18 protein-coding genes and 2 tRNA genes are annotated in these 20,544 nt (G+C 41.3%); 15 read left to right on the top strand and 5 right to left on the bottom strand.

Translation table 11 applies throughout. The features are described 5' to 3' along the window. The first annotated feature begins 126 nt into the window (after positions 1–126). Together argS and NCWK1_RS21690 are read left to right on the top strand one after the other, a co-directional pair. A complete protein-coding gene (gene argS, locus NCWK1_RS21695; protein WP_096577362.1) occupies positions 127–1,893 on the top strand; it encodes an arginine--tRNA ligase in 1,767 nt (588 codons plus the stop codon). A gap of 287 nt (positions 1,894–2,180) precedes the next feature. After that, the gene (locus NCWK1_RS21690) at positions 2,181–3,815 is read left to right on the top strand and encodes a serine/threonine protein kinase (protein WP_103126140.1); all 1,635 of its coding nucleotides are present in this window, start codon (positions 2,181–2,183) and stop codon (positions 3,813–3,815) included. A gap of 5 nt (positions 3,816–3,820) precedes the next feature. Here NCWK1_RS21690 and NCWK1_RS21685 read toward each other — a convergent pair whose 3' ends face one another. Continuing rightward, a complete protein-coding gene (locus NCWK1_RS21685; protein WP_245894968.1) occupies positions 3,821–4,030 on the bottom strand; it encodes a capsule biosynthesis protein in 210 nt (69 codons plus the stop codon). Between the two features lie 223 nt (positions 4,031–4,253). Here NCWK1_RS21685 and NCWK1_RS21680 point away from each other — a divergent pair, with 223 nt between their 5' ends. Beyond that, on the top strand, positions 4,254–4,472 hold the full coding sequence (locus NCWK1_RS21680; RefSeq protein WP_096577356.1) for a hypothetical protein: 219 nt from the start codon (positions 4,254–4,256) through the stop codon (positions 4,470–4,472). A gap of 143 nt (positions 4,473–4,615) precedes the next feature. On the opposite strand, the gene NCWK1_RS21675 is transcribed toward NCWK1_RS21680, so the two are convergent. Continuing rightward, positions 4,616–4,702, bottom strand: a tRNA-Ser gene (locus tag NCWK1_RS21675). 247 nt (positions 4,703–4,949) lie between these two features. Here NCWK1_RS21675 and NCWK1_RS21670 point away from each other — a divergent pair. From NCWK1_RS21670 to NCWK1_RS21645, 5 genes are all read left to right on the top strand, one after another. After that, a complete protein-coding gene (locus tag NCWK1_RS21670) occupies positions 4,950–5,447 on the top strand; it encodes an LptA/OstA family protein (RefSeq protein ID WP_096577314.1) in 498 nt (165 codons plus the stop codon). A gap of 93 nt (positions 5,448–5,540) precedes the next feature. Continuing rightward, entirely contained in the window at positions 5,541–6,269 is a 729-nt protein-coding gene (gene lptB / locus NCWK1_RS21665) for an LPS export ABC transporter ATP-binding protein (protein ID WP_096577312.1), read from the top strand. Positions 6,270–6,388: 119 nt separating this feature from the next. Next, a complete protein-coding gene (locus NCWK1_RS21660; RefSeq protein WP_103126203.1) occupies positions 6,389–7,504 on the top strand; it encodes an LptF/LptG family permease in 1,116 nt (371 codons plus the stop codon). 312 nt (positions 7,505–7,816) lie between these two features. Next, on the top strand, positions 7,817–8,281 hold the full coding sequence (locus tag NCWK1_RS21650) for a hypothetical protein (protein WP_096577308.1): 465 nt from the start codon (positions 7,817–7,819) through the stop codon (positions 8,279–8,281). Between the two features lie 12 nt (positions 8,282–8,293). After that, positions 8,294–8,851 (top strand): glutathione S-transferase family protein, encoded by a 558-nt coding sequence (locus NCWK1_RS21645; protein ID WP_103126138.1) that lies wholly within the window; start codon positions 8,294–8,296, stop codon positions 8,849–8,851. 283 nt (positions 8,852–9,134) lie between these two features. On the opposite strand, the gene NCWK1_RS21640 is transcribed toward NCWK1_RS21645, so the two are convergent. Then, positions 9,135–10,418, bottom strand: coding sequence for an aspartate aminotransferase family protein (locus NCWK1_RS21640; RefSeq protein WP_096577304.1), 1,284 nt, complete (start codon positions 10,416–10,418; stop codon positions 9,135–9,137). Between the two features lie 150 nt (positions 10,419–10,568). Between NCWK1_RS21640 and NCWK1_RS21635 the strand changes: the two genes are divergently transcribed. Both NCWK1_RS21635 and glcD read left to right on the top strand, forming a co-directional pair. After that, the gene (locus NCWK1_RS21635; protein WP_281259153.1) at positions 10,569–11,633 is read left to right on the top strand and encodes a potassium channel family protein; all 1,065 of its coding nucleotides are present in this window, start codon (positions 10,569–10,571) and stop codon (positions 11,631–11,633) included. A gap of 164 nt (positions 11,634–11,797) precedes the next feature. Continuing rightward, positions 11,798–13,270: a glycolate oxidase subunit GlcD gene (gene glcD / locus NCWK1_RS21630; RefSeq protein WP_103126137.1), complete on the top strand. Its 1,473-nt coding sequence runs from the start codon at positions 11,798–11,800 to the stop codon at positions 13,268–13,270. A 53-nt stretch (positions 13,271–13,323) separates the two neighbouring features. On the opposite strand, the gene NCWK1_RS21625 is transcribed toward glcD, so the two are convergent. After that, entirely contained in the window at positions 13,324–13,839 is a 516-nt protein-coding gene (locus NCWK1_RS21625; protein WP_103126136.1) for an NUDIX hydrolase, read from the bottom strand. A gap of 135 nt (positions 13,840–13,974) precedes the next feature. Here NCWK1_RS21625 and NCWK1_RS21620 point away from each other — a divergent pair, with 135 nt between their 5' ends. From NCWK1_RS21620 to NCWK1_RS21605, 4 genes are all read left to right on the top strand, one after another. Beyond that, a complete protein-coding gene (locus NCWK1_RS21620) occupies positions 13,975–15,234 on the top strand; it encodes a glycoside hydrolase family 10-like protein (protein ID WP_103126135.1) in 1,260 nt (419 codons plus the stop codon). A 203-nt stretch (positions 15,235–15,437) separates the two neighbouring features. Continuing rightward, positions 15,438–16,007 (top strand): hypothetical protein, encoded by a 570-nt coding sequence (locus NCWK1_RS21615; RefSeq protein ID WP_103126134.1) that lies wholly within the window; start codon positions 15,438–15,440, stop codon positions 16,005–16,007. A gap of 400 nt (positions 16,008–16,407) precedes the next feature. Then, positions 16,408–18,657, top strand: a complete 2,250-nt coding sequence (locus NCWK1_RS21610) for a sensor histidine kinase (protein ID WP_103126133.1) — start codon at positions 16,408–16,410, stop codon at positions 18,655–18,657. A gap of 136 nt (positions 18,658–18,793) precedes the next feature. Then, a tRNA-Lys gene (locus NCWK1_RS21605) sits at positions 18,794–18,865 on the top strand. 14 nt (positions 18,866–18,879) lie between these two features. Here the strand turns inward: NCWK1_RS21605 and NCWK1_RS30275 are convergent. Further along, positions 18,880–19,233 carry a hypothetical protein gene (locus NCWK1_RS30275; RefSeq protein WP_245894967.1) on the bottom strand — a complete coding sequence of 118 codons (354 nt, stop codon included), beginning with the start codon at positions 19,231–19,233 and terminating at the stop codon, positions 18,880–18,882. A 318-nt stretch (positions 19,234–19,551) separates the two neighbouring features. Between NCWK1_RS30275 and NCWK1_RS21590 the strand changes: the two genes are divergently transcribed. Continuing rightward, the gene (locus tag NCWK1_RS21590) at positions 19,552–20,535 is read left to right on the top strand and encodes an alpha/beta hydrolase family protein (protein ID WP_103126131.1); all 984 of its coding nucleotides are present in this window, start codon (positions 19,552–19,554) and stop codon (positions 20,533–20,535) included. Positions 20,536–20,544 lie beyond the last annotated feature (9 nt).

The raw sequence follows: 20,544 nt of genomic DNA, 5'->3' as shown, positions 1-20,544 counted from the left end.
GTGAGAGGCTGGTGAGAGTACCTGATGCAATTAATAACTGCGATATTTTAAGGTTAAAATAATCAGGCTTCTGAGATATCCCACTCTCAGCAGCCGTATTTTGCCTGTCACAGATAACATTTATATATGAATGCTACACAAGAACAATTAAAAATCAAATTTGAGCAGGCAATGGTGGCTGCTTTTGGTGATGAATACGCCACAGTAGACCCTATTTTAGTGCCTGCGGGGAATCCGAAATTTGGTGATTATCAAGCGAATGTGGCTTTATCGCTGAGTAAAAAATTAGGACAGCAACCCAGAGCGATCGCCTCTGCTATAGTTGAAAAGTTAGATGTCTCGCAAATCTGCGAACCACCAGAAATTGCTGGCCCCGGTTTTATCAACCTCAGACTCAAAACAGCCTACCTACAAGCACAACTCCAGGCTATTTACCCAGACTCTAGATTAGGCGTTCCCCAAGCGAAAACACCCCAGCAAGAAATTGTCGATTTTTCCAGTCCGAATATTGCTAAAGAAATGCACGTCGGACATTTGCGTTCCACAATTATTGGTGATTCCATCGCCAGAATTCTAGAATTTCGCGGACATGATGTTTTACGGTTAAACCATGTGGGTGATTGGGGTACGCAATTTGGTATGCTCATTGCTTACCTGCGCGAAGTTTACCCCCAAGCTTTAACTACCGCCAACGCCTTAGATATCGGTGATTTAGTCAGCTTTTATCGCCAAGCTAAACAGCGGTTTGATGCTGATGAAACTTTCCAAGAAACAGCACGCCAAGAAGTTGTGCAATTACAAGCAGGCGCAGCAGATACCCTTCATGCTTGGAAACTGCTGTGTGAACAATCCCGCAAAGAATTTCAAGTTATTTATGATTTGCTAGATATCCATTTAAATGAGCGAGGTGAATCTTTTTATAACCCATTGCTACCCGCCATTGTGGAAGATTTAGCCAACTCTGGCTTACTTGTCGAAGACCAAGGTGCAAAAGTTGTTTTCTTAGAAGGCTATACCAATAGAGAAGGTGAACCTTTACCTTTAATTGTGCAGAAAACTGATGGTGGTTACAACTATGCCACAACAGATTTAGCCGCCTTACGCTACCGCATTCAACAAGATGCAGCCAAACGCATCATTTATGTAACCGATGCAGGACAAAGCAATCACTTTGCTCAATTTTTCCAAGTCGCACGCAAAGCCGGCTGGATTCCTGATGATGTGGAACTAGTGCATGTTCCCTTTGGCTTGGTGTTAGGGGAAGATGGGAAAAGAATCAAAACTCGTGCTGGGGAAAGTGTAAGATTACGAGATTTGCTCGATGAAGCAATTATCCGCGCTCGTACTGATTTAGAACAGAGATTACAAGAAGATAATCGTACTGAAACAGCAGAATTTATTGCTAATGTTGCCCAAATAATTGGTATTAGCGCGGTTAAATATGCTGACTTGAGCCAAAACCGCACTAGTAACTACATCTTTAGCTATAACAAAATGCTGGATCTCAAAGGCAATACCGCGCCTTATATGCTTTATGCTTATGCACGGATTCAAGGTATTAGCCGTAAGGGTGGCATTAACTTTGAAGAATTGGGCAATAATGCTCAAGTCATATTAGAGCATGAAACAGAATTTGCCCTAGCAAAGTATCTACTACAATTGGGTGAAGTTGTTAGTAATGTGGAACAAGACTTATTGCCCAATCGTTTATGTGAATATCTGTACGAATTGAGTAAAAAGTTTAATGTATTCTACGATCGCACTCATGGCGTTAGGGTATTGGATGCAGAAGAACCACAGCGCACATCTCGCTTGGTTTTGTGTGATTTAACCGCCAGAACCTTAAAACTGGGATTATCACTGTTGGGAATTCAAGTCTTAGAAAGAATGTAGGTTAAAAAGGGAGTAGGGAGTAGAAAATAAACTTTGTTAATGTTTGGCAGAAAAAAACATTTTCAAAGTGTAAATGTCAACAGCAGCAATATTTTACCTTCTGCCTCCTGCCTTCTGCCTTCTGCCTTCTGCCTCCTGCCTTACCTTCACCCAATTTTCAAGATGCAATGTGTAAGCCTACTGTATCATGAAAAAGACCAAGCTGTAGCTATGATGGGGAGGCTGTTTAACATCGGGAGCCATTTATCTGCTCATTCAGGATTCAGGACTCAAAACGCAAAATATCTATGTTAGCAGGCAAAATTTTGCAGGGTGGAAAATATACCCTCACCCAAGAAATCGGACACGGTGGCTTTGGTATTACGTTTAAGGCTACGCATCACTACTTAGGTCAAGATGTAGTGATGAAAACTATTAACGAACGCTTGCGGCAACATCCAGATTTTGCCAAGTTCGAGCGCCAATTCCAAGATGAAGCCAGACGACTAGCTACCTGCATCCATCCCAACATTGTACGGGTCAGCGACTTTTTTATCGAAGAAGGGCTACCCTATATGGTGATGGAATATATTCCTGGTGACACTTTAGGTAATGCTTTTGTCCTACCAGGGATACCCTTACCCGAAGCCACAGCTATTCATTACATTCGCCAAATTGGTGCAGCTTTACAGGTAGTTCACAATAATGGTTTGCTGCACCGCGATATCAAACCAGATAATATTATCCTCCGCCAAGGAACTCAAGAGGTAATATTAATTGATTTTGGCATTGCGCGGGAATTTAATAGTGGTGTCAAACAAACTCACACAGGGATAGTGTCTGAAGGCTACGCACCCATTGAACAATACCTGACACAAGCGCCGCGCACCCCAGCTACAGATGTTTATGGTTTAGCCGCAACCTTGTATGCTTTGTTAACAGCACAGGTTCCTATGCCAGCATTATTGCGCGATCGCGAAAAAATGGCTTCCCCAAAAGAATTACAACCCCACCTAAGTGCAGCAGTCAATCAAGCTGTGATGAGGGGGATGGCGGTTGATTCGCGCTTTCGTCCATCGACTGTGGCAGAATGGTTACAACTATTGCCTGGTAGCGAAAGCAATGGCATAGTTCCAGGCGTAGCAACTAATATAGTCGCCACCGTTGATTTATCATCCCAGCCAAGACGAGGTGTTTTCGGTAAGAAACACAAGCAAGCGCGTCTAAATCCGATTACAGCATTTACCAAACAACTAGCTGGTTTTCAAGCCTTAATTGGTGTGGGTGTAGCCTTAGTTGCAGCTACCGCAGGTTTTGGCATAACTCATCTATTCTCCTCAAATACACAGCCAGAGTCCTCTTCCAAACCACTGTTTACTAACCCAATCACCAAAACAGGGGAAAACAATACTAATCCCCAAGGTTCACAGTCATCTGTGGAGGAAGCAACTAACACTAACAAAAATACTCAAAATACGGCTGTTACTGAATCAGCCTATGTTCCAAAACGCCGCAGAAATAATCGTCCTGCACCCACGCCAACAGCAGCAACTAGTAGAGAAAATCCTTCCACAACTAAATCAGAAACCTCATCTCGGCAAAATCCTGAACAAGCTGCTGTTGCGCCTAACACCTCACCTACACCATCATTAGTAGATAAACTGAGAGCTTACCGTTCTTATCGGGAAATTAATCGGGAAGGTTCAGCCAAGCGATCGCCTGATAATACTTCACCAGCTACTAGTAATCAAGCTACCCCAAATCCATCAGGCAAGCGATCAAATCCTGTAGTGATACCAGTACCACCACCAACCACAGAATCAAAAAGCTCAGATTCTTCGGCTGTAGTTGTCCCAACTATCGAACGTAAGCAAAATTCTTCTAGTGACAATCCATCTTCCAAAGATGAAAAGCCACCAACAGATAGTAATGTTAGTAACTAAGTAGCTTAGGGTCTTAACGTAAAAATGCTATCGTCTGGTGATGATGTAGGTGCAGGGATCATGAATGGTAACATCTCTGGTTCAGCCGTAGTAGCAGCGTTGGATGGTTGCAACTGTCCAAAGCGAATGAAAATACCAATCCCCAGACCAAAACAAAAGCAAAAACTAATAAAACCAAAGGAAAGTAATTGCATCAATTTTTGGTTTACCATCATGCACTCCTCAAAAGATGGTATTAGTTTACTGCAACAAAACTGAAACGGGGAGATTTTTGGCTAATAGATTAAGGTGGTGAAGAAATCAGTCAATGATTCACCTGGACAACAAAATACTTTTAACGCTGTAAGCCATAACCTATCACCTATTACCTGTCCACTTTTTCCTATTATATATGGGTGTAAGGTTGTAAAAAATTAATTAGATTGATGGTGGATAGATATGTTAAAAGGTGATGGTTTTGTATTTCTCACCAAACAAGAGTATGTCTTTAATGTTCTGATGTTAAATGCTGCTCTTAATTCAATGGCTGAAATTTCGGGAACGCCAGTTGAACAAATATTTAACTACATTCGAGAAATGACAAGTGAACAGTATCAACAACTCACTGTCGAACAAATTGAGCAAATAATTGCTGTGAATGAAGAAAAACGAGAATAATTTAATAAATTATCTGGGTAAATATTAATTAGGGTATGTTATTGCTAAGTCTAGCTTTGAGCATTCGGAAGCATCATCAATAGCCGTAACGCGCCGTATTTTTGGGTGCATTGCAGCAGCAAACGCTACTTGAGAGTAATCAACGGAGAGGGGGGGATTTGAACCCCCGAAGAACTTACATCCTTAACGCATTTCGAGTGCGCCGCATTCAACCACTCTGCCACCTCTCCAGGTATTGAGAAATGCGAATATGTTCCTAAGTCATGATAACATCCCGATACAAAGAGCGATCGCTTGTGTTAGAAATCAGCATCAGACGATGATGATTTAAAATTTACGTGAAACTTCAGCGTTAGGCAAAACGTCAGTGTTTCAGCCATCACTTATCCCAAGCTATTCCAGATTGTAGAGGTTATCGCTGGAGAAAGTACTTGAGATAATGAGTAGACAATCGAAAATCCTGAACCCCAAATTTCTATGAAGCTCTGCAATCAACTGCTAACATCACAAATACGTCGCTTTGGTCTAGCCTTGGTACTACCAACCGCACTCTTGGGTGCGTTGACATTTCCTAGCCAAACGCAAACAGCAACGGCTCAATCTGCTGCGGGTAATCGCCCTTTAACCATCCGTTCTGATATCCAAGAATATGACGCTAAAAGTCAAATTATCACAGCGCGTGGTAATGTCCAAATGTTGTATCCAGCGCGGCAAATCCAAGCAACTTCGGCTCAAGCACAATATTTTAGCAAAGAACGCCGCATAGATTTCAGTGGCAATGTCTATATTTTGCAACAAGGCGGCAATAGTATTCGCGCCGAGAAAGTGACATATTTAATTGATGAAGGAAGGTTTGTGGCTTTACCCCAAGGCAATCGTCAAGTAGAGTCGATTTATATGGTGGAAGACTCAGAACTAGGCGGACAAAACACTACACCAGCCCCCAAAACACCAAATCTCAAGCCTGCCAATTAATATTTAAGTAGAACTGCTGAGAATAATCTTCTAGCTTATCCTCACAATCATAATTATGCAGGTCAACTTACTTAGTATCAATAAACGCAGATAGTGAAAATTGTTTTAGAGAATATTCACAAATCTTACGGCAAGCGAGCCATTGTCAATCGCGTCAATCTTTCCGTTGTCCAAGGTGAGGTCGTTGGTTTATTAGGCCCAAATGGCGCTGGTAAAACCACGACCTTTTACATTGCGACAGGTTTAGAAAGACCAAATCAAGGGCGCGTTTGGCTAGACACTCAGGATATTACTGGTATAGCAATGCACAAAAGGGCGCGTTTGGGTATTGGCTATCTAGCGCAGGAAGCCAGTATATTTCGCCAACTGAGTGTGCAAGATAATATCCTTTTGGTCTTAGAGCAAACAAATGTTCCCAAACGAGAGTGGTCGAAGCGATTAAATACTTTGCTGCGAGAATTTCGTTTAGAAAAAGTGGCTTACAGCAAAGGAATTCAACTTTCTGGTGGAGAACGACGACGGACGGAATTAGCCAGAGCTTTAGCGGCTGGACAAGAAGGGCCAAAGTTCTTATTGTTAGACGAACCATTTGCAGGGGTTGATCCTATCGCTGTGGCGGAAATTCAAGAAATTGTGGCAAAACTACGCGATCGCGGTATGGGAATCTTAATTACAGATCATAATGTGCGTGAAACTCTCGCCATTACTGATCGCGCCTATATTATGCGTGAAGGACAAATTCTCGCGGCTGGCACATCAGACGAACTTTACAGCAATCCTCTAGTAAGGCAATACTATTTAGGTGATAATTTTCACATTTAAATATTTAAATTCATAAATTACGAATTAACCAGGGTTGACCACTCAAATTTTGTTTGCTTATGATTGCTACAAATCAAAAGTCTTTTTATAGTATTAATTCACTGCTGCCATTTACGATTATGGATCGTTATTTGCTCAGTGAATTGCTCCCACCATTTTTGTTTGGCGTTGGGGCATTTTCTTCAATTGGCGTGACAATTGATGCGGTATTTGATCTAATTAGAAAAATTGTTGAATCTGGTCTACCTGTAGGCATCGCTATTCAAGTTTTCTTGTTAAAGATGCCATATTTTATTGTGTTAGCTTTTCCTATGTCTACGCTGTTGGCTACTTTAATGACCTACAGCCGTCTTTCTAGCGAAAGTGAACTAATTGCCCTACGCGGCTGTGGGGTGAGTGTCTATCGGATGGTGCTACCTGCGGTGATGTTAAGCTTGATAGTTACAGGTATGACATTTGTCTTTAACGAACAAGTTACACCAACGGCTAATTATCAAGCCAATCGAATTCTAGACAGCGCCCTAAAATCAGACAAACCTATTTTAAAACAGCAAAATATTTTCTATCCAGAATACCGCGATGTTCAAGAGGCCGATGGAAGTAAAATCAAGCGACTGGCACGGCTTTTTTATGCTGACCAATTTGATGGTAAACAGATGAAAGGTTTGACAATTATTGATAGATCTACAGAAGGGCTAAATCAGGTAGTTGTGGCAGAATCGGCGCAATGGAATGGTTCGCAAAGTGTCTGGGATTTTTATAATGGAACTATTTATTTAGTTGCTCCCAATGGTTCATATCGGAACATTTTACGTTTTGAACAGCAACAACTCAAACTACCCCGCACACCACTGAGTCTGGTAGAAAAAAGCCGCGACTATGGTGAGATGAATATTTCGGAATCATTAGAACAGTTAACAGTGGAGAAATTAGGCGGCGATCGCCAAAAAATCCGCAAGCTGCAAGTGAGAATTCAACAAAAAATTGCCTTACCGTTTGTCTGTTTAGTTTTTGGCTTAGTAGGGGCAGCAATGGGAACTGTACCTCAGCGTACTGGTAGAGGTACCAGTTTTGGGGTGTGTGTGATTGTGATTTTTACTTACTATTTAATGTTTTTTATTAGTGGGGCGATCGGACAAGCAGGTATTATCTCTCCCTTTTTGGGTGCTTGGTTGCCTAATTTTATTTTCTTAGTTATAGGTTTATTTTTATTGATGCGAGTAGCTAGGCGTTAACCTTGAATTTCATCAAAGTGCTTAACGCACCGTTTTATCCGGTGGTGCGTTTGGCTAAAGCCGTAACACACCCTACTAAAGATTTACTACTCCAAAATAAAGACAATGAGGGGAAAATGGAAAATGAGCGACAACTTGGTAGAATCCTACTAGCCGATCATAAAGAGATAGAGAAAAGGGTAAAGAAACATTGCAACTTAAAGACGCTTTTGCTGTTTTTTTGGCTGCGGTGTTTCTCCCTTCACCAAAGTTTGCATTTGCAAGTTTCTAGTTATACCCTCTGAATTTTAAATTTTTGCGACAATTTTTCTGATGACAACAGCAATTTCTGATCAAAATACTGCCGATTTAGCCGCTGATGATTATGTCGTTATTGGCTTGGCAACCTGCTTTATTAAAGAAGATGGGGAAGTTCATCAAGTTGAAGTAATTGAACCAATTCCCTCTGCGTCTTTAGAAGCATTAATGAAAGATATTCCGACTTCTTACAAACTGGCTTATGCTACAACCTTGGGGGCAGTATTAGATGGTGAGACACCATTATTACCCCCAGGCTTCCCCACATCGGCACAGTTTGGGGAAGAATTTGCTCAACGGGTGTTTGCAGCGGTGCGGACTTATAAACGCAGCGAAAACAGCAAAAATTTGATTCCATTAGGTACAACTTACTCTGATTTTAAGTATTCCATTGAACGCAAACGCGTATTAAATGCTGCCAGAGTTGTGAATAAAGAAGACAATGTGAAACAGCATTCACATACACATAAAGTTCTTTAAATACAAGGAATTATGCTAAAACTTTACGGCGGTGCTTTTAGTCGGGCGGCGATCGCAAAATGGTATCTCGAAGAACTCGAAATTCCCTATGAGTTTGTCCAGCTAGATATGCAAGCAGGCGAACATCATCAGCCGGAATTTTTACAGATTAACCCAATGGGTAAAGTCCCCGCAATAGTTGATGAAGACTTTCAGCTTTGGGAATCTGGCGCAATTTTGCTGTATTTGAATGAAAAGTATGGCAAATCTTCAGCTTTCCCAGAAGAACGGGCAAAAATATATCAATGGGTGTTGTTTGCTAACTCTACCCTGGCATCAGGAATTTTTACAGAATCAACCAGAGAACGAGAAGTACCCCGGTTGTTAACTCCACTGAATGAGATTTTCCAAAAACAACCTTTCGTATTGGGTGATGAATTTAGCGTTGCGGATGTGGCTGTGGGATCAATTCTTGCTTACATCCCCATGATGCTGAAACTAGATCTCAGCGCGTACCCAGCAGTTCTGGAATATATCAACCGCATATCTGAACGCCCAGCGTTTAAAAAAGGAATTGGTGGAAAGCCTTAAAAGTTAAAAGTAAAAGGTAAAAAGTAAAAAGATAATCCCCATAAATAAATTAAAAATTTAGGGGATTGAGAGGATGTTTTCAAAGTTCTCTTGTCAGTAAGCTAACATTTTAGATCCCCCTAAATCCCCCTTTGTAAGGGGGACTTTAATTCAGTTACCCCCTTTTTGGGGGTTAGGGGGGATCAATAAGTGCTTAAAATCACAGCTAACTACTTTTAAAACAATCTCTAAGGCAATTTTCTTTACTTTTGCCTTTTAACTTTTTACTTTTACCTTTCCCTTGTTAACCGGTGATTTTCGCTAGTGCTGTATCCAAAGCTTGCAAAGCTTGGTCAACTTCAGCCTTACTCACAATTAGCGGTGGGACAAAGCGGACAACCTTTGGCCCGGCGGGGACAAGTAATAAACCTTCTGCAATGGCGGCGTTGACAACTTCACCAGCAGTTAGCTCAATGTCTGCTGCTAATTCCATACCATTGATTAAGCCCCAACCCCGCACCTCAGAAATATAATTAGGGTATTTGGTGGCGATCGCTCTTAATCCAGAACGCAGCTGTTCTCCCCTCTCTTGAACATTCTGCAAAATATTCTCTTTTTCCAAGGTTTGGCAAACACTCAGCGCCACACCACAAACAAAGGGATTCCCACCAAAAGTGCTGGCGTGTTCTCCTGGTTGAAAAACAGCACAGAATTTTTTACTCATCATTGCACCAATGGGAATTCCACCGCCTAAACCTTTGGCGCTGGTGAAGATATCTGGTTCGACACCCAGATGTTCATAACCCCATAAATGACCACTGCGCCCCATCCCGACTTGCACTTCATCAAAAATCAATAAAATGCCGGTTTCATCACAAATCCGCCGTAGTTTTTGGAAGTAAGCCACATCACCAGGACGCACGCCGCCTTCGCCTTGTAATGGTTCGATTAAAATTGCCGCAACCTGATAATCTCCTTCATCCAACTCACTAATGGCTGTTTCGACAGCGGTAATATCGTTGTAAGGTACGTAATGGAAACCAGGAACCAAGGGATCAAAATATTTTTGATACTTGGGTTGTCCGGTAGCGGTAATCGTTGCCAAAGTCCGCCCGTGGAAGCTGGCGTTAGCCGTTAAAATAATTGGCTTGTCTATTTCTAGAACTGTATGGGCATATTTACGTGCTAATTTAATCGCCGCTTCATTAGCTTCTGCACCAGAGTTGCAGAAAAATACGCGATCGGCACAAGAATGTTGGATAATCCATTTGGCTAATTCCCCTTGTTCAGGAATGTAGTACAAATTAGAAACATGATGCAGCTTTTGAATTTGGCGTGTCACAGCTTCAACCATTGCTGGGTGGGCGTGTCCTAGTGTGCAAGTGGCAATTCCTGCCACAAAATCTAGATATTCCTGCCCCTGTGTATCCCAAACCCGGCATCCTGCACCCTTGTCCAGGGCTAAAGGAAACCGACCATAAGTTGACATCACGGCTTCGTTAAAGCTATCCGTATCAAAAGGAATAGATGACACTGAACCTGATGCTGGGGGGATGCTGGCTTCTTCAACTAGAGTTTGAAAGCTCACTACCGCTCCTCCTGAAAATATTTCATCTTAGACTTACTTACTAGTTTCCTCGAAATTGTTAAAAATTTCTTGGGATTGATCGCAAATTATGATTTCTTTTAGGCTAACGCTTAAATATCCTTAAACGAAGAACACTGGTGAAAAATAACTTTGTATTCCACTCTTGAGATAAAATATCAACGCATTCAAAAAGAGTTAATGGCAGGAGCGATCGCCCTTGGGGGTGTGTTCCTGATTGGCACTTTATGGTATAGATTCGTTGAGGCGTGGTCATGGGAAGATGCCGCGTACATGACAGTCATTACCTTGGCGACTGTGGGATACGGAGAAACACACCCTCTGGGCAGCCGTGGACGCTTATTTACCATTGCCTTGATTTTATTGGGCGTAGTTAATATTGGTTATATTGTCAATAGATTTACAGAAGCCATCATTGAAGGCTACTTTCAAGAAGGAATTCGGCTACGACAACAGAGGCGGGTAATGGAATCCTTGACAGGACATTATATTATTTGTGGATTTAGTCGTACTGGTCGGCAAATTGCCAGAGAATTTCGGGCAGAAAGTGTACCCTTTGTAATCATAGATTCGGAGATTGAATCTGTACAACGGGCGCAGATGGAAGGTTATATAGTATATCAGGGTGATGCCACACTAGATGATACATTGTTCCATGTGGGGATTGAGCGAGCCATTTGTATAGTTGCGGCACTACCTTCTGACGCAGAAAATTTATACACAGTATTATCAGCAAAAACATTAAATCCAGAGATTCGGGCGATCGCCCGCGCCAGTACAGAAGAAGCGTTACAAAAATTACAACGCGGTGGTGCAGATGCCGTAATTTCACCCTATATTACTGGGGGAAAACGGATGGCCGCAGCTGCCCTCAGACCGCAAGTATTAGATTTTGTCGATGGGATTCTTTCGGGTGCAGACAGACAACTGTATATGGAAGAATTTTTACTTGATCCCGCCTTCTCTCCCTTTGTGGGACAAACACTGCAAAAAGCCAAACTGCGATCGCAAACTGGCGCATTAGTCCTAGCGATTCGCCGTAGCGATGGTAATCTCATCGGTGGCCCCACTGGTGACACAATATTAATGTCAGGAGATACACTAATTTGTATGGGTACAGCCGAACAGTTGCGGAGTCTGAATCAAATTCTCGTTCCCATTGGTTCGCAAAAATTACGCAAGCCGAAAAATCAGTGATAGGTGATAGGTGACAGGGGACAGATGACAGGGGATATATGGCTAATCTTGAAAAGCGCGATCGCAATTTTTCCCTCTAAACTGCTATCTTTGCAACAATAATAATAGTTATATAAATTTACTCCTACCTCCTGCCTTCTACAGAGTCATCTACCCGAAACCTTATGCTTACCCAAGATAAACAACAACGCAATTGGCAACCTATTATCAAAGCATTTGAGGCTGTCCTTGGTAAAAATGGGGTAATTAAACGCCGCGAAGAATTGATTACCTATGAGTGCGATGGTTTGACTAGTTATCGTCAACGTCCCGCTGTGGCTGTATTACCAAGAACCACAGAACAAGTCGCCGCAGTGGTGAAAATATGTAATCAGTATTCTGTCCCCTTCATTGCTCGCGGTTCCGGTACGGGATTATCTGGTGGTGCTTTACCATTAGAAGACTCTGTATTGATTGTCACCTCATTAATGCGACAAATCCTTAGCGTTGATTTAGACAACCAGCGCATAGTTGTACAGCCAGGAGTAATTAATAGTTGGGTAACGCAAACTGTTAGCGGTGCAGGTTTTTATTATGCACCAGATCCTTCCAGTCAAATTATCTGCTCAATTGGCGGCAATGTTGCCGAGAACTCCGGTGGAGTGCATTGTTTAAAATATGGTGTCACAACTAATCACGTTTTTGGGCTAAAAATCGTCACTCCCGAAGGCGAAATTGTCGATTTAGGTGGACAAATTCCCGAAACACCGGGATATGATTTAACAGGTATATTTGTTGGTTCGGAAGGGACTTTAGGAATCGCCACAGAAATTACCCTGAGAATTCTCAAAAGTGCCGAATCAATTTGTGTATTATTAGCAGACTTTACAAGTGTAGAAGCTGCCGGAGCTAGTGTTTCTGATATCATCAGTGCCGGGATAATTCCTGGTGGCATGGAAATGATGGATAACATTAGCATCAATGCTGTAGAAGATGTTGTGGCAACTAATTGTTATCCGCGCGATGCTACCGCTATTTTATTGGTGGAAATTGATGGTTTAGAAGTAGAAGTTGCAGTACTGAAACAAAGAATTACCGAAATTTGTCAACAAAATGGAGCGCGGAATGTCACCTCAGCAAGTGACCCAGAAACCCGCTTAAAATTATGGAAAGGACGCAAAGCTGCTTTTGCTGCGGCTGGACATTTAAGCCCAGATTATTATGTCCAAGATGGTGTAATTCCGCGAACTCAATTGCCTTACGTGCTGCAAGAAATTGAAAACTTAAGTCAACAGTATGGTTATAAAATTGCTAACGTCTTTCATGCTGGCGATGGGAATCTTCACCCTTTAGTTCTTTATGATAATTCTGTACCTGGTGCATTAGAAAAAGTTGAAGAGTTAGGCGGAGAAATTCTCAAACTCTGCGTAAAAGTTGGTGGTAGTCTTTCTGGTGAACATGGTATTGGCTCAGATAAAAAATGCTATATGCCAGAAATGTTTAACAAAGTTGATTTAGAATCTATGCAATGGGTACGACAAGTATTTAATCCCCAAGGTTTAGCCAACCCAGAGAAGATATTCCCCACACCCCGCACCTGTGGCGAAGCCGCAAATGCTATGAATCACAAGCAGTTTGAAGGTGTCGAAAGATATTAACAAATGTATTTTTACACGTAGATTTAAACCTAACAGCTTGTCAAACTGACTGGTCAAATTTGTTTTGCATAAAATATTTGCACAAGTTTGATCAAGTCACTTTTGGCAGGTTCACCATTATGCAACCATTTTATTAAATCATGAGGATATAACCAAACGCTCTCAACAAAATCATTTTTATTGTAATTAGGTTCATAATCTAATTCAATTTCATAAACTTTCATAAAAGCAGATACTTTATGTTGATGTGGCGTTAAATATCCTAATAAACGAAATTTAACCTTGTTTAAATCTAAGTTCAATTCTTCATTAAGTTCACGTTGCAAAGCATCTTCATAATTTTCTCCACTTTCAACATGACCTCCCATACTCACATCAAGGCAAAGAGGAAAAATGCGTTTTTCTGCTGAACGTCGAGGTATCCATAGCTGACCTAATGAGTTAGTAACAAAAGCATTAACAACTCTAAAATTGCATAGTCCTTGACAATATATTTCTGAACGTCTTTTCTTTCCAATAATGCAATCTTTCTCATCTACAATATCTAGTAACTCATCATCTTGGAGCATAATAAAATTCCTCTATTGAATTTTGCGTGCAACAACCTTCAAATTAAATCGCCTAAATAGAAGTATTATTATCCGGAAGATGCTAAATTATCTTGTATTTATAAGTGTCCTTCTCAAACGCAGTCAAACCTACTAATGAATCGGTTGACTAAACATTGGATTATTTACTTAATATCTTTAGAATTTATACTTTGCATCACAGTATTTTCTCTCCCTTCTTTTTCATTTTATTCTCAACCAAAAAATCAGCAAATCGTTACAGAAATTCGTGGTGTTTGGTTAACTAATGTCGCTAGTGGTGTTCTATTTGTACCTTGGGGAATTGACCGCGCTATTAATCAACTATCTGCATTGCATTTTAATACGATTTATCCTGTGGTGTGGAATCGAGGCAATACTTTTTACAAAAGTAATGTGGCAAAAAATATTATTGGTGAAGAAGCTGAACCTGTGCTGAATTTTATGCACGGTGGACAGGATGTTTTAACAAAGATAATTAAACTTGCTAAACCAAAAGGTATAACGGTTATTCCGTGGTTTGAATATGGTTTTATGACACCGCCAAATTCTCAGTTAGCCAAACTTTATCCTAATTGGTTAACTATTGGGCAAGAAGGTGTAAATTCTGTGAAAGAATTTTTGCCGGAAGATGTGAACAATGGGGCTGTAAGTAAGCAGGCTTGGTTAAATCCTCTACATCCAGAAGTTCAAGAGTTTATTTTAGGGATGATTTTGGAAGTTGTGAGTAATTACAATATAGATGGTATTCAACTTGATGACCATTTTGGGATGCCTGTACAGTTTGGTTACGATCGCTTCACAGTCCAACTCTACAAGCAAGAACATCAAGGTAAAAATCCACCTAATGACCCGTTTAACTCAGAATGGATGCGTTGGCGGGCTGACAAAATTACCGCTTTTATGGGTAGAATCTATCGCAGCATCAAAGAAATTGAACCGAATGCTAAATTATCGCTGTCTCCGAATGCACAAGCTTTTGCTTATAAATACTATCTGCAAGACTGGGAAACTTGGGTAAAAAATGGCTGGGTGGATGAGTTGGTGTTGCAAGTATACCGCCATAACCAAAATAGTTTTAGAACAGAACTGCAACAATCAGCCGTGAAATTAGCCCAAACTAAAATTCCGGTAGTTATTGGTATCTCTACGGGAACTTTGCGAAATCCGGTAAGAATTTCTCAAATTAAAGAACAAATTGATATGGTGCGCGATCGCTCTTTTTCTGGTATCTCTTTTTTTTATTGGGAAAGTTTATGGGGTTATATCGCACCCGAAACACCCCACAAACGGCGCAAAGTTTTCCAAGAACTGTTTAACACTAAAGCTATTAGACCTTTACCCGTAGACGAAACAGGTAGCAGACTCAGGCTTTGATCAAGGAGGGGCGCTAAGTATAGCAGGAGGCAGAAGGAAAAGTCTCACTATTTCTGGCATTCAAGCTTTCAAGTTGTCCTAACATATCTGACTACCGCTATAACTAATGACTAATGACCATTGACTCTTGACCACATTTGAACTTTTTTGATTTTTCTCGCGCTGTATAGTAATCTCTACCGTGCTTTACTGGCGAGAATTTCATGTTCTTCACATCTACTAAACCTCAATTTAGTTTTACATTACAGTGGGCGATCGCTACTGTGGCCGGTTTTCTGGTAAGTTTGTGCTGGATTGAAGTCGGTGAAAAGTCAGATGTGGGGGTAGCGCAAGCTTCTTTGGGAGGTTTGGCGATCGCATTTCCCCAAAGTTTGATCATTCGCGATCATATTTTGTCTGGGCGCTGGGTGTTAGTTACTTTGTTAGCTTGGGCGACAATCACCGCTATTGGTGTGGGTGCTGTGGGTTGGATTGTTCCTAATACACAAACTTTTCCCCTCAGAGTATTTTGGGGGACAACTTTAGGTGCTGTTGGTGGCTTTGTGATTGGCTTGGCGCAATGGACAGCCATCCGCAAGTCTGTGGCTTTGTCATGGCGCTGGATATTTATCAGTGCGATTAGTTGGGCGATCGCTGTACCCACCGGTTCAATTGTGGGAATAGTATTATTCCGCTTCACACGGTTATTTTTAGGTGAAGTTGTCGGTTTAGCAATTACTTGGATTGTGGTGGCAATCTTAACAGGGATCAATGCTTACCGACTATTGCGATAGTTTCTCATCACTGATGAAGTTCAAATAATTCTGCAATATTTTGTTATTATGATGTTAATTGCTTTGTATATTAAAATAATATTAAGAAATGTAAGTTTTGGCAAATATTGCTTTTGAGTATACTTAGATATGTGCAACAATCTTAAATCATTCTTCATAAACAATGTTCAATAAGTTTGCATCCAATTGCAAATGTACTCTTACCTTCAAGGAGCTATATTTGTTGAGTTTACTGCTATTAAATTTCTGCTATTTCTGATAAGAAATAAAAGAAGAGCCAAATATCAGTCAAGCAAAGACTGACAATGCTTTGCTGTAGCGCTAAAAAGCATTTTTCATGACTTAGCATCATCAGGGGTAGCGCTTAAAGGAGTCATTAATAGCAGACAGGGACGCTCCGATGAATATAAATCCGGGTGAATCAACCATTGAGTTGAAACAACAATTGCATTCTCAGATTCTCTTTGACACAGAATTAGACAAACACAGTAGCAGTAGTGAACAGTTTTTACTGAGCATCTATAATTCTGTGCAGACATCTATATTTATTGTGGATGTTCTCGAAGATGGAGATTTTCGCTACGTAGCTTTAAATCCAACCCATGAGCGATGGCTAGGAATTAGTTCCGAAAATCTGAAGGGGAAACAACCCGAAGATATTCTCTCACCAGTTGATGCGGCAAAAGTGCGTCAGCATTATGCTGACTGTGTGCGGTTTGGTAAAACTATTTCCTACGAACAATGCTTGCAATTTCAGGGAGTGGCGACTTGGTGGAGTACCACACTCACACCATTGCGGGATGCGAACTCTAGAATTTACAGACTGATTGGCACAAGTAGTAATATCACTCCCGTGAAGCAAGTAGCCCAAGCGAAAGAAATACAGACAGCCCAAGAGCAACTTTTAGAAGCGATCGCCCAATGGATTCGAGAATCGCTAGATTTAGATACACTGCTGCATCAACTTGTGAAAGAAGTGCGGCATTGTTTGAGTGGCGATCGCATTTTGGTTTACTCTATTCAACCAGACGAAACTGGTGTAGTCATTGCCGAATCGACAGTCACAGCCAATTCATGTATAGGGCAGAAATTCCCCGATTCTAGCTTGATTGGCAAATATCAAGAACGTCGTGGACGTGGTTGTATTCAAATTATCGAAGATATTTATACAGCCGGCTTACATCCTAGCCAAGTCAAGTTGCTAGAATCTTGGACAGTCAGGGCTAATTTAGTCGTACCGATTTGGTCACAGCAGCAGTTGTGGGGGCTAATAACTGCCCAGCATTGCCATCAACCCCATCAATGGCAAGAAATCGAAATTGACTTACTCAAACAACTCGCAACCCAAATTGGTATAGCAGTCCACCAAGCCAAACTGCATGAGCAAGTACAACATCTGCAAACCCAGCTAGAATTACAAAAACAGCTGCATCAAATCCAAATACAGCAAGCCCAAAACTTTCAACTACTAGTGCGCCGCATTACCGAACAAATCCGCGATCATCAACCAGCAACTCTGGTAATGCAGACAGCCACTCAAGAACTAACTCAGTTATTGCAACTCCAGTCTTGTTACATTGAGATTTACAGTGCTTGCGAAACGCAAACAACCGTGACTTATGAACACACAACTACCTCACCTGAATATCAAGGACTGACCAGGAAAATTGCAGACTTGCCAGCAGTTTATCAACCATTGTTAGCAAAACAACATTGGCAATCTTTAGAAATAGTTCCCGGATGGCACCCGCAATTACAGGTTCTCACCCAGTTAGCTTGTGCAATTTTTGACGACCAAGGCATTTTGGGTAACTTGTGGCTAAATCGAGCTACTCAAGATATGTTTGATGAATGGGAAATTAGTTTAGTGCAGCAGGTCGCCAACGAATGTGCGATCGCCCTTCGCCAAGCTAAAATTGACTCTACCAATCAAGTACAAAGGCAAGTATTAGCGCAGCAAGAACGCCTGAAAAATGAATTTTTAAGAACCCTTTCCCACGAACTACGCACACCCATAACCAGCATTAGCCTCGCCGCCCAAACCCTCGAAAGTGTGCTTACCCCAGAAGGCATCCTAGATATCGAAATCGTACCCCAACTATTGCAGATTTTGCAGAACGAGTGTGGGCGAGAAAGTAAGTTAATCAGCGATTTAATGCAACTCTCATATATCGAAGCCGAACCGCAGACTCCCACATTCATCGCCATTGATTTACAAACATGGCTACCTCCCATTGTGGAGTCTTTTCGAGACCTTTCCCATTGCCAAAGACAAAAATTGTACCTCAATATTAATCAGCAACTCCCACCTCTAGAAACAGACATCACCGATTTAGAACGGATTATTACCGAACTTTTAAACTATGCGTGCAAATATACCCCATCAGGCGAAGCAATTAGCGTGTTCGCTGATTTCACAGCCGATGCGGTACAACTGAAGATTAGCAACTCCGGCTTAGAAATTCCCGCCAGTGAAATGCCGCGAATTTTTGAACCATTCCATCGTCTGATGAAAAATGATCCTTGGACATATAGTGGTACAGGATTAGAAATGGCTTTAGTACAGAAAATGGTGAAGCATTTAGGTGGCTCAATCAATGTAGAGAGTGTAAATGGTCAAACTACCTTCATGATCAAATTTCCGAGATAAAGCAAAATTCAGAAGTCAGAATGAATCGTGACGACTGACTTCTGAATTTTGTTTGATCAACGACACTGTAATCCGCTGCCTGATTAACTTTACGTTGGCAAAACCCGAAAAAATCTGCTATAATCGTAATCTATGCGGGTGACTAGCTCAACGGTAGAGCAGTAGACTCTTAATCTATTGGTTGCGGGTTCAAATCCCTCGTCACCCACTGCTTTCAGCATTTTAGAGGCAACGGCGATCGCGTTCCAAATCGTAAATTACTTTTTCGAGATACCAGTTATCAGACTTACCTTTATGTAACTGCCTTTGACGCTTCAGCAATCGTTTGGCTGTTGCACTGTCGCCACGAAACATTTCTATTAACTTATGTTGTAGTTCTCTGTTTTTTGGGTCGGTTATGTATGAACGGGAATACTTCTGGTTTCGCCGTGGCTGATGTTGAGTCTTTGACGTTGGATATCTAAATGGTACTCTTGGTTGGAAGAGATGTTTGAGCAATTCCCATAAATAGCTGATTTGGTAAATCAGATGGATTACTAAACGCAAGAAATAAAGCAGTTGTGCTAAAACGTCCATAGATTAAGTTGCATTACCACCTCAATCCACCATGCGAGATTTTCTCAGGCTTAAGCATCAGAATTTTCGCCCATTTGTTTTTAAAATTGCTGGGTTGCTTCATAGCCATACTGAGAAATAGCAATATTTGATTTGGCGATCGCGCGTCAAATTGTAGAAGAAACCCACAGTGGGAAATTAACCTGTAACTCTGTTCTCGGTGAGGGTACAGAATTTCTGCTGCAACTTCCTCTGTAACCATCAATAATATGAAGGCTCAGTCTGGACTTAAGAATCGTTAATATTGTATTGCACTTAAGTAGCTGAAATTGTTATTTCATGAATGTTCGGGCATTTTTCCACGCTGCGACAGTTGAAGATAGTTCTTCACCCTACAACAGCATTCACTTGAAAGTTTTCTACCCAGCCCAAATATCAGGTAGTGAACCAGAAGGGAATTTGGGTTTTGTTCCTGCTAATTCTCAAGAATCTAAGTTTCCAGTTGTGATTCTTTTCAACGGAATTAACTGTGGCCCTGAAATTTATCAATGGTTGGCGATTAAATTAGCACAGCGTGGGCTTGTTGTCGTTACATTTTCCTGGATTGCCGAAAATTTGCCTGGGGTGGTGGCTCTCACTCCAGGTGTTGATCTGAAAATGTTACCTCCTATTATGTATGGCAAAGGCCCGACAGCTTCCGCGTTCCCAACACTGCTAAGGGTGTTAGAGAGTTTACAACAGCAAGGGATTTTGGCTGGCTTACTTGACTTAGACAAGATCATTCTAGGTGGACATTCAGCGGGTGGTAGAGTGGCGATTGAAAGTGCAGAGCCAAGATTTTGCTCACAAGTAGTAGCCGCCTTTGCTTATGGCGCACATACAGCAGCAAATGTAAACCTAGGATATGAAGCCGGCACAATCTTACCTTTACCTGATTCCTTACCTTTACTAATGATTGGCGGAACCTGTGATGGAGTGATTGCGAAGAGTAGCCATAGTTATGGAGTGACTTGGGAACAACCTACAACTCCGATTATTCGGACTTTCCAAGAAGCGATCGCAGGTGGTAGAGAAGATAGTTATTTACTTCTTCTGGAAGGAGCTAACCATTTTTCTATTACCCATCCATTTGATTCCACAACTAGTAGACCATTTCTAGACTTTCCAGCTACACAGCCAGAAGAACAACTCCGAAATTTAATCGCTGAAACGATTGGTTTATTCATTGATGCTCATGTTCGTTACCAAACAATTGCCCTGGAAGCTCTCAATCAAATGTTAGTATCTAAAAATGATTTAATTGCATTATTTGACCGTAAATGACGATGTTTT

The organism is Nostoc cycadae WK-1 (assembly GCF_002897135.1).
In the GTDB taxonomy this organism is placed as follows: Bacteria; Cyanobacteriota; Cyanobacteriia; order Cyanobacteriales; family Nostocaceae; genus Nostoc_B.
The sequence above is the reverse complement of the archived record's forward strand: the minus strand, read 5'-3'. Positions and strand labels throughout refer to the sequence as shown.

Coding starts and splice junctions, on each gene's coding strand:
- argS (WP_096577362.1), top strand. CDS start 127: ATGAATGCTACACAAGAACAATTAAAAATCAAATTTGAGCAGGCAATG.
- NCWK1_RS21690 (WP_103126140.1), top strand. CDS start 2,181: ATGTTAGCAGGCAAAATTTTGCAGGGTGGAAAATATACCCTCACCCAA.
- NCWK1_RS21685 (WP_245894968.1), bottom strand. CDS start 4,030: ATGATGGTAAACCAAAAATTGATGCAATTACTTTCCTTTGGTTTTATT.
- NCWK1_RS21680 (WP_096577356.1), top strand. CDS start 4,254: ATGTTAAAAGGTGATGGTTTTGTATTTCTCACCAAACAAGAGTATGTC.
- NCWK1_RS21670 (WP_096577314.1), top strand. CDS start 4,950: ATGAAGCTCTGCAATCAACTGCTAACATCACAAATACGTCGCTTTGGT.
- NCWK1_RS21660 (WP_103126203.1), top strand. CDS start 6,389: ATGGATCGTTATTTGCTCAGTGAATTGCTCCCACCATTTTTGTTTGGC.
- NCWK1_RS21650 (WP_096577308.1), top strand. CDS start 7,817: ATGACAACAGCAATTTCTGATCAAAATACTGCCGATTTAGCCGCTGAT.
- NCWK1_RS21645 (WP_103126138.1), top strand. CDS start 8,294: ATGCTAAAACTTTACGGCGGTGCTTTTAGTCGGGCGGCGATCGCAAAA.
- glcD (WP_103126137.1), top strand. CDS start 11,798: ATGCTTACCCAAGATAAACAACAACGCAATTGGCAACCTATTATCAAA.
- NCWK1_RS21625 (WP_103126136.1), bottom strand. CDS start 13,839: ATGCTCCAAGATGATGAGTTACTAGATATTGTAGATGAGAAAGATTGC.
- NCWK1_RS21620 (WP_103126135.1), top strand. CDS start 13,975: ATGAATCGGTTGACTAAACATTGGATTATTTACTTAATATCTTTAGAA.
- NCWK1_RS21615 (WP_103126134.1), top strand. CDS start 15,438: ATGTTCTTCACATCTACTAAACCTCAATTTAGTTTTACATTACAGTGG.
- NCWK1_RS21610 (WP_103126133.1), top strand. CDS start 16,408: ATGAATATAAATCCGGGTGAATCAACCATTGAGTTGAAACAACAATTG.
- NCWK1_RS30275 (WP_245894967.1), bottom strand. CDS start 19,233: ATGGACGTTTTAGCACAACTGCTTTATTTCTTGCGTTTAGTAATCCAT.
- NCWK1_RS21590 (WP_103126131.1), top strand. CDS start 19,552: ATGAATGTTCGGGCATTTTTCCACGCTGCGACAGTTGAAGATAGTTCT.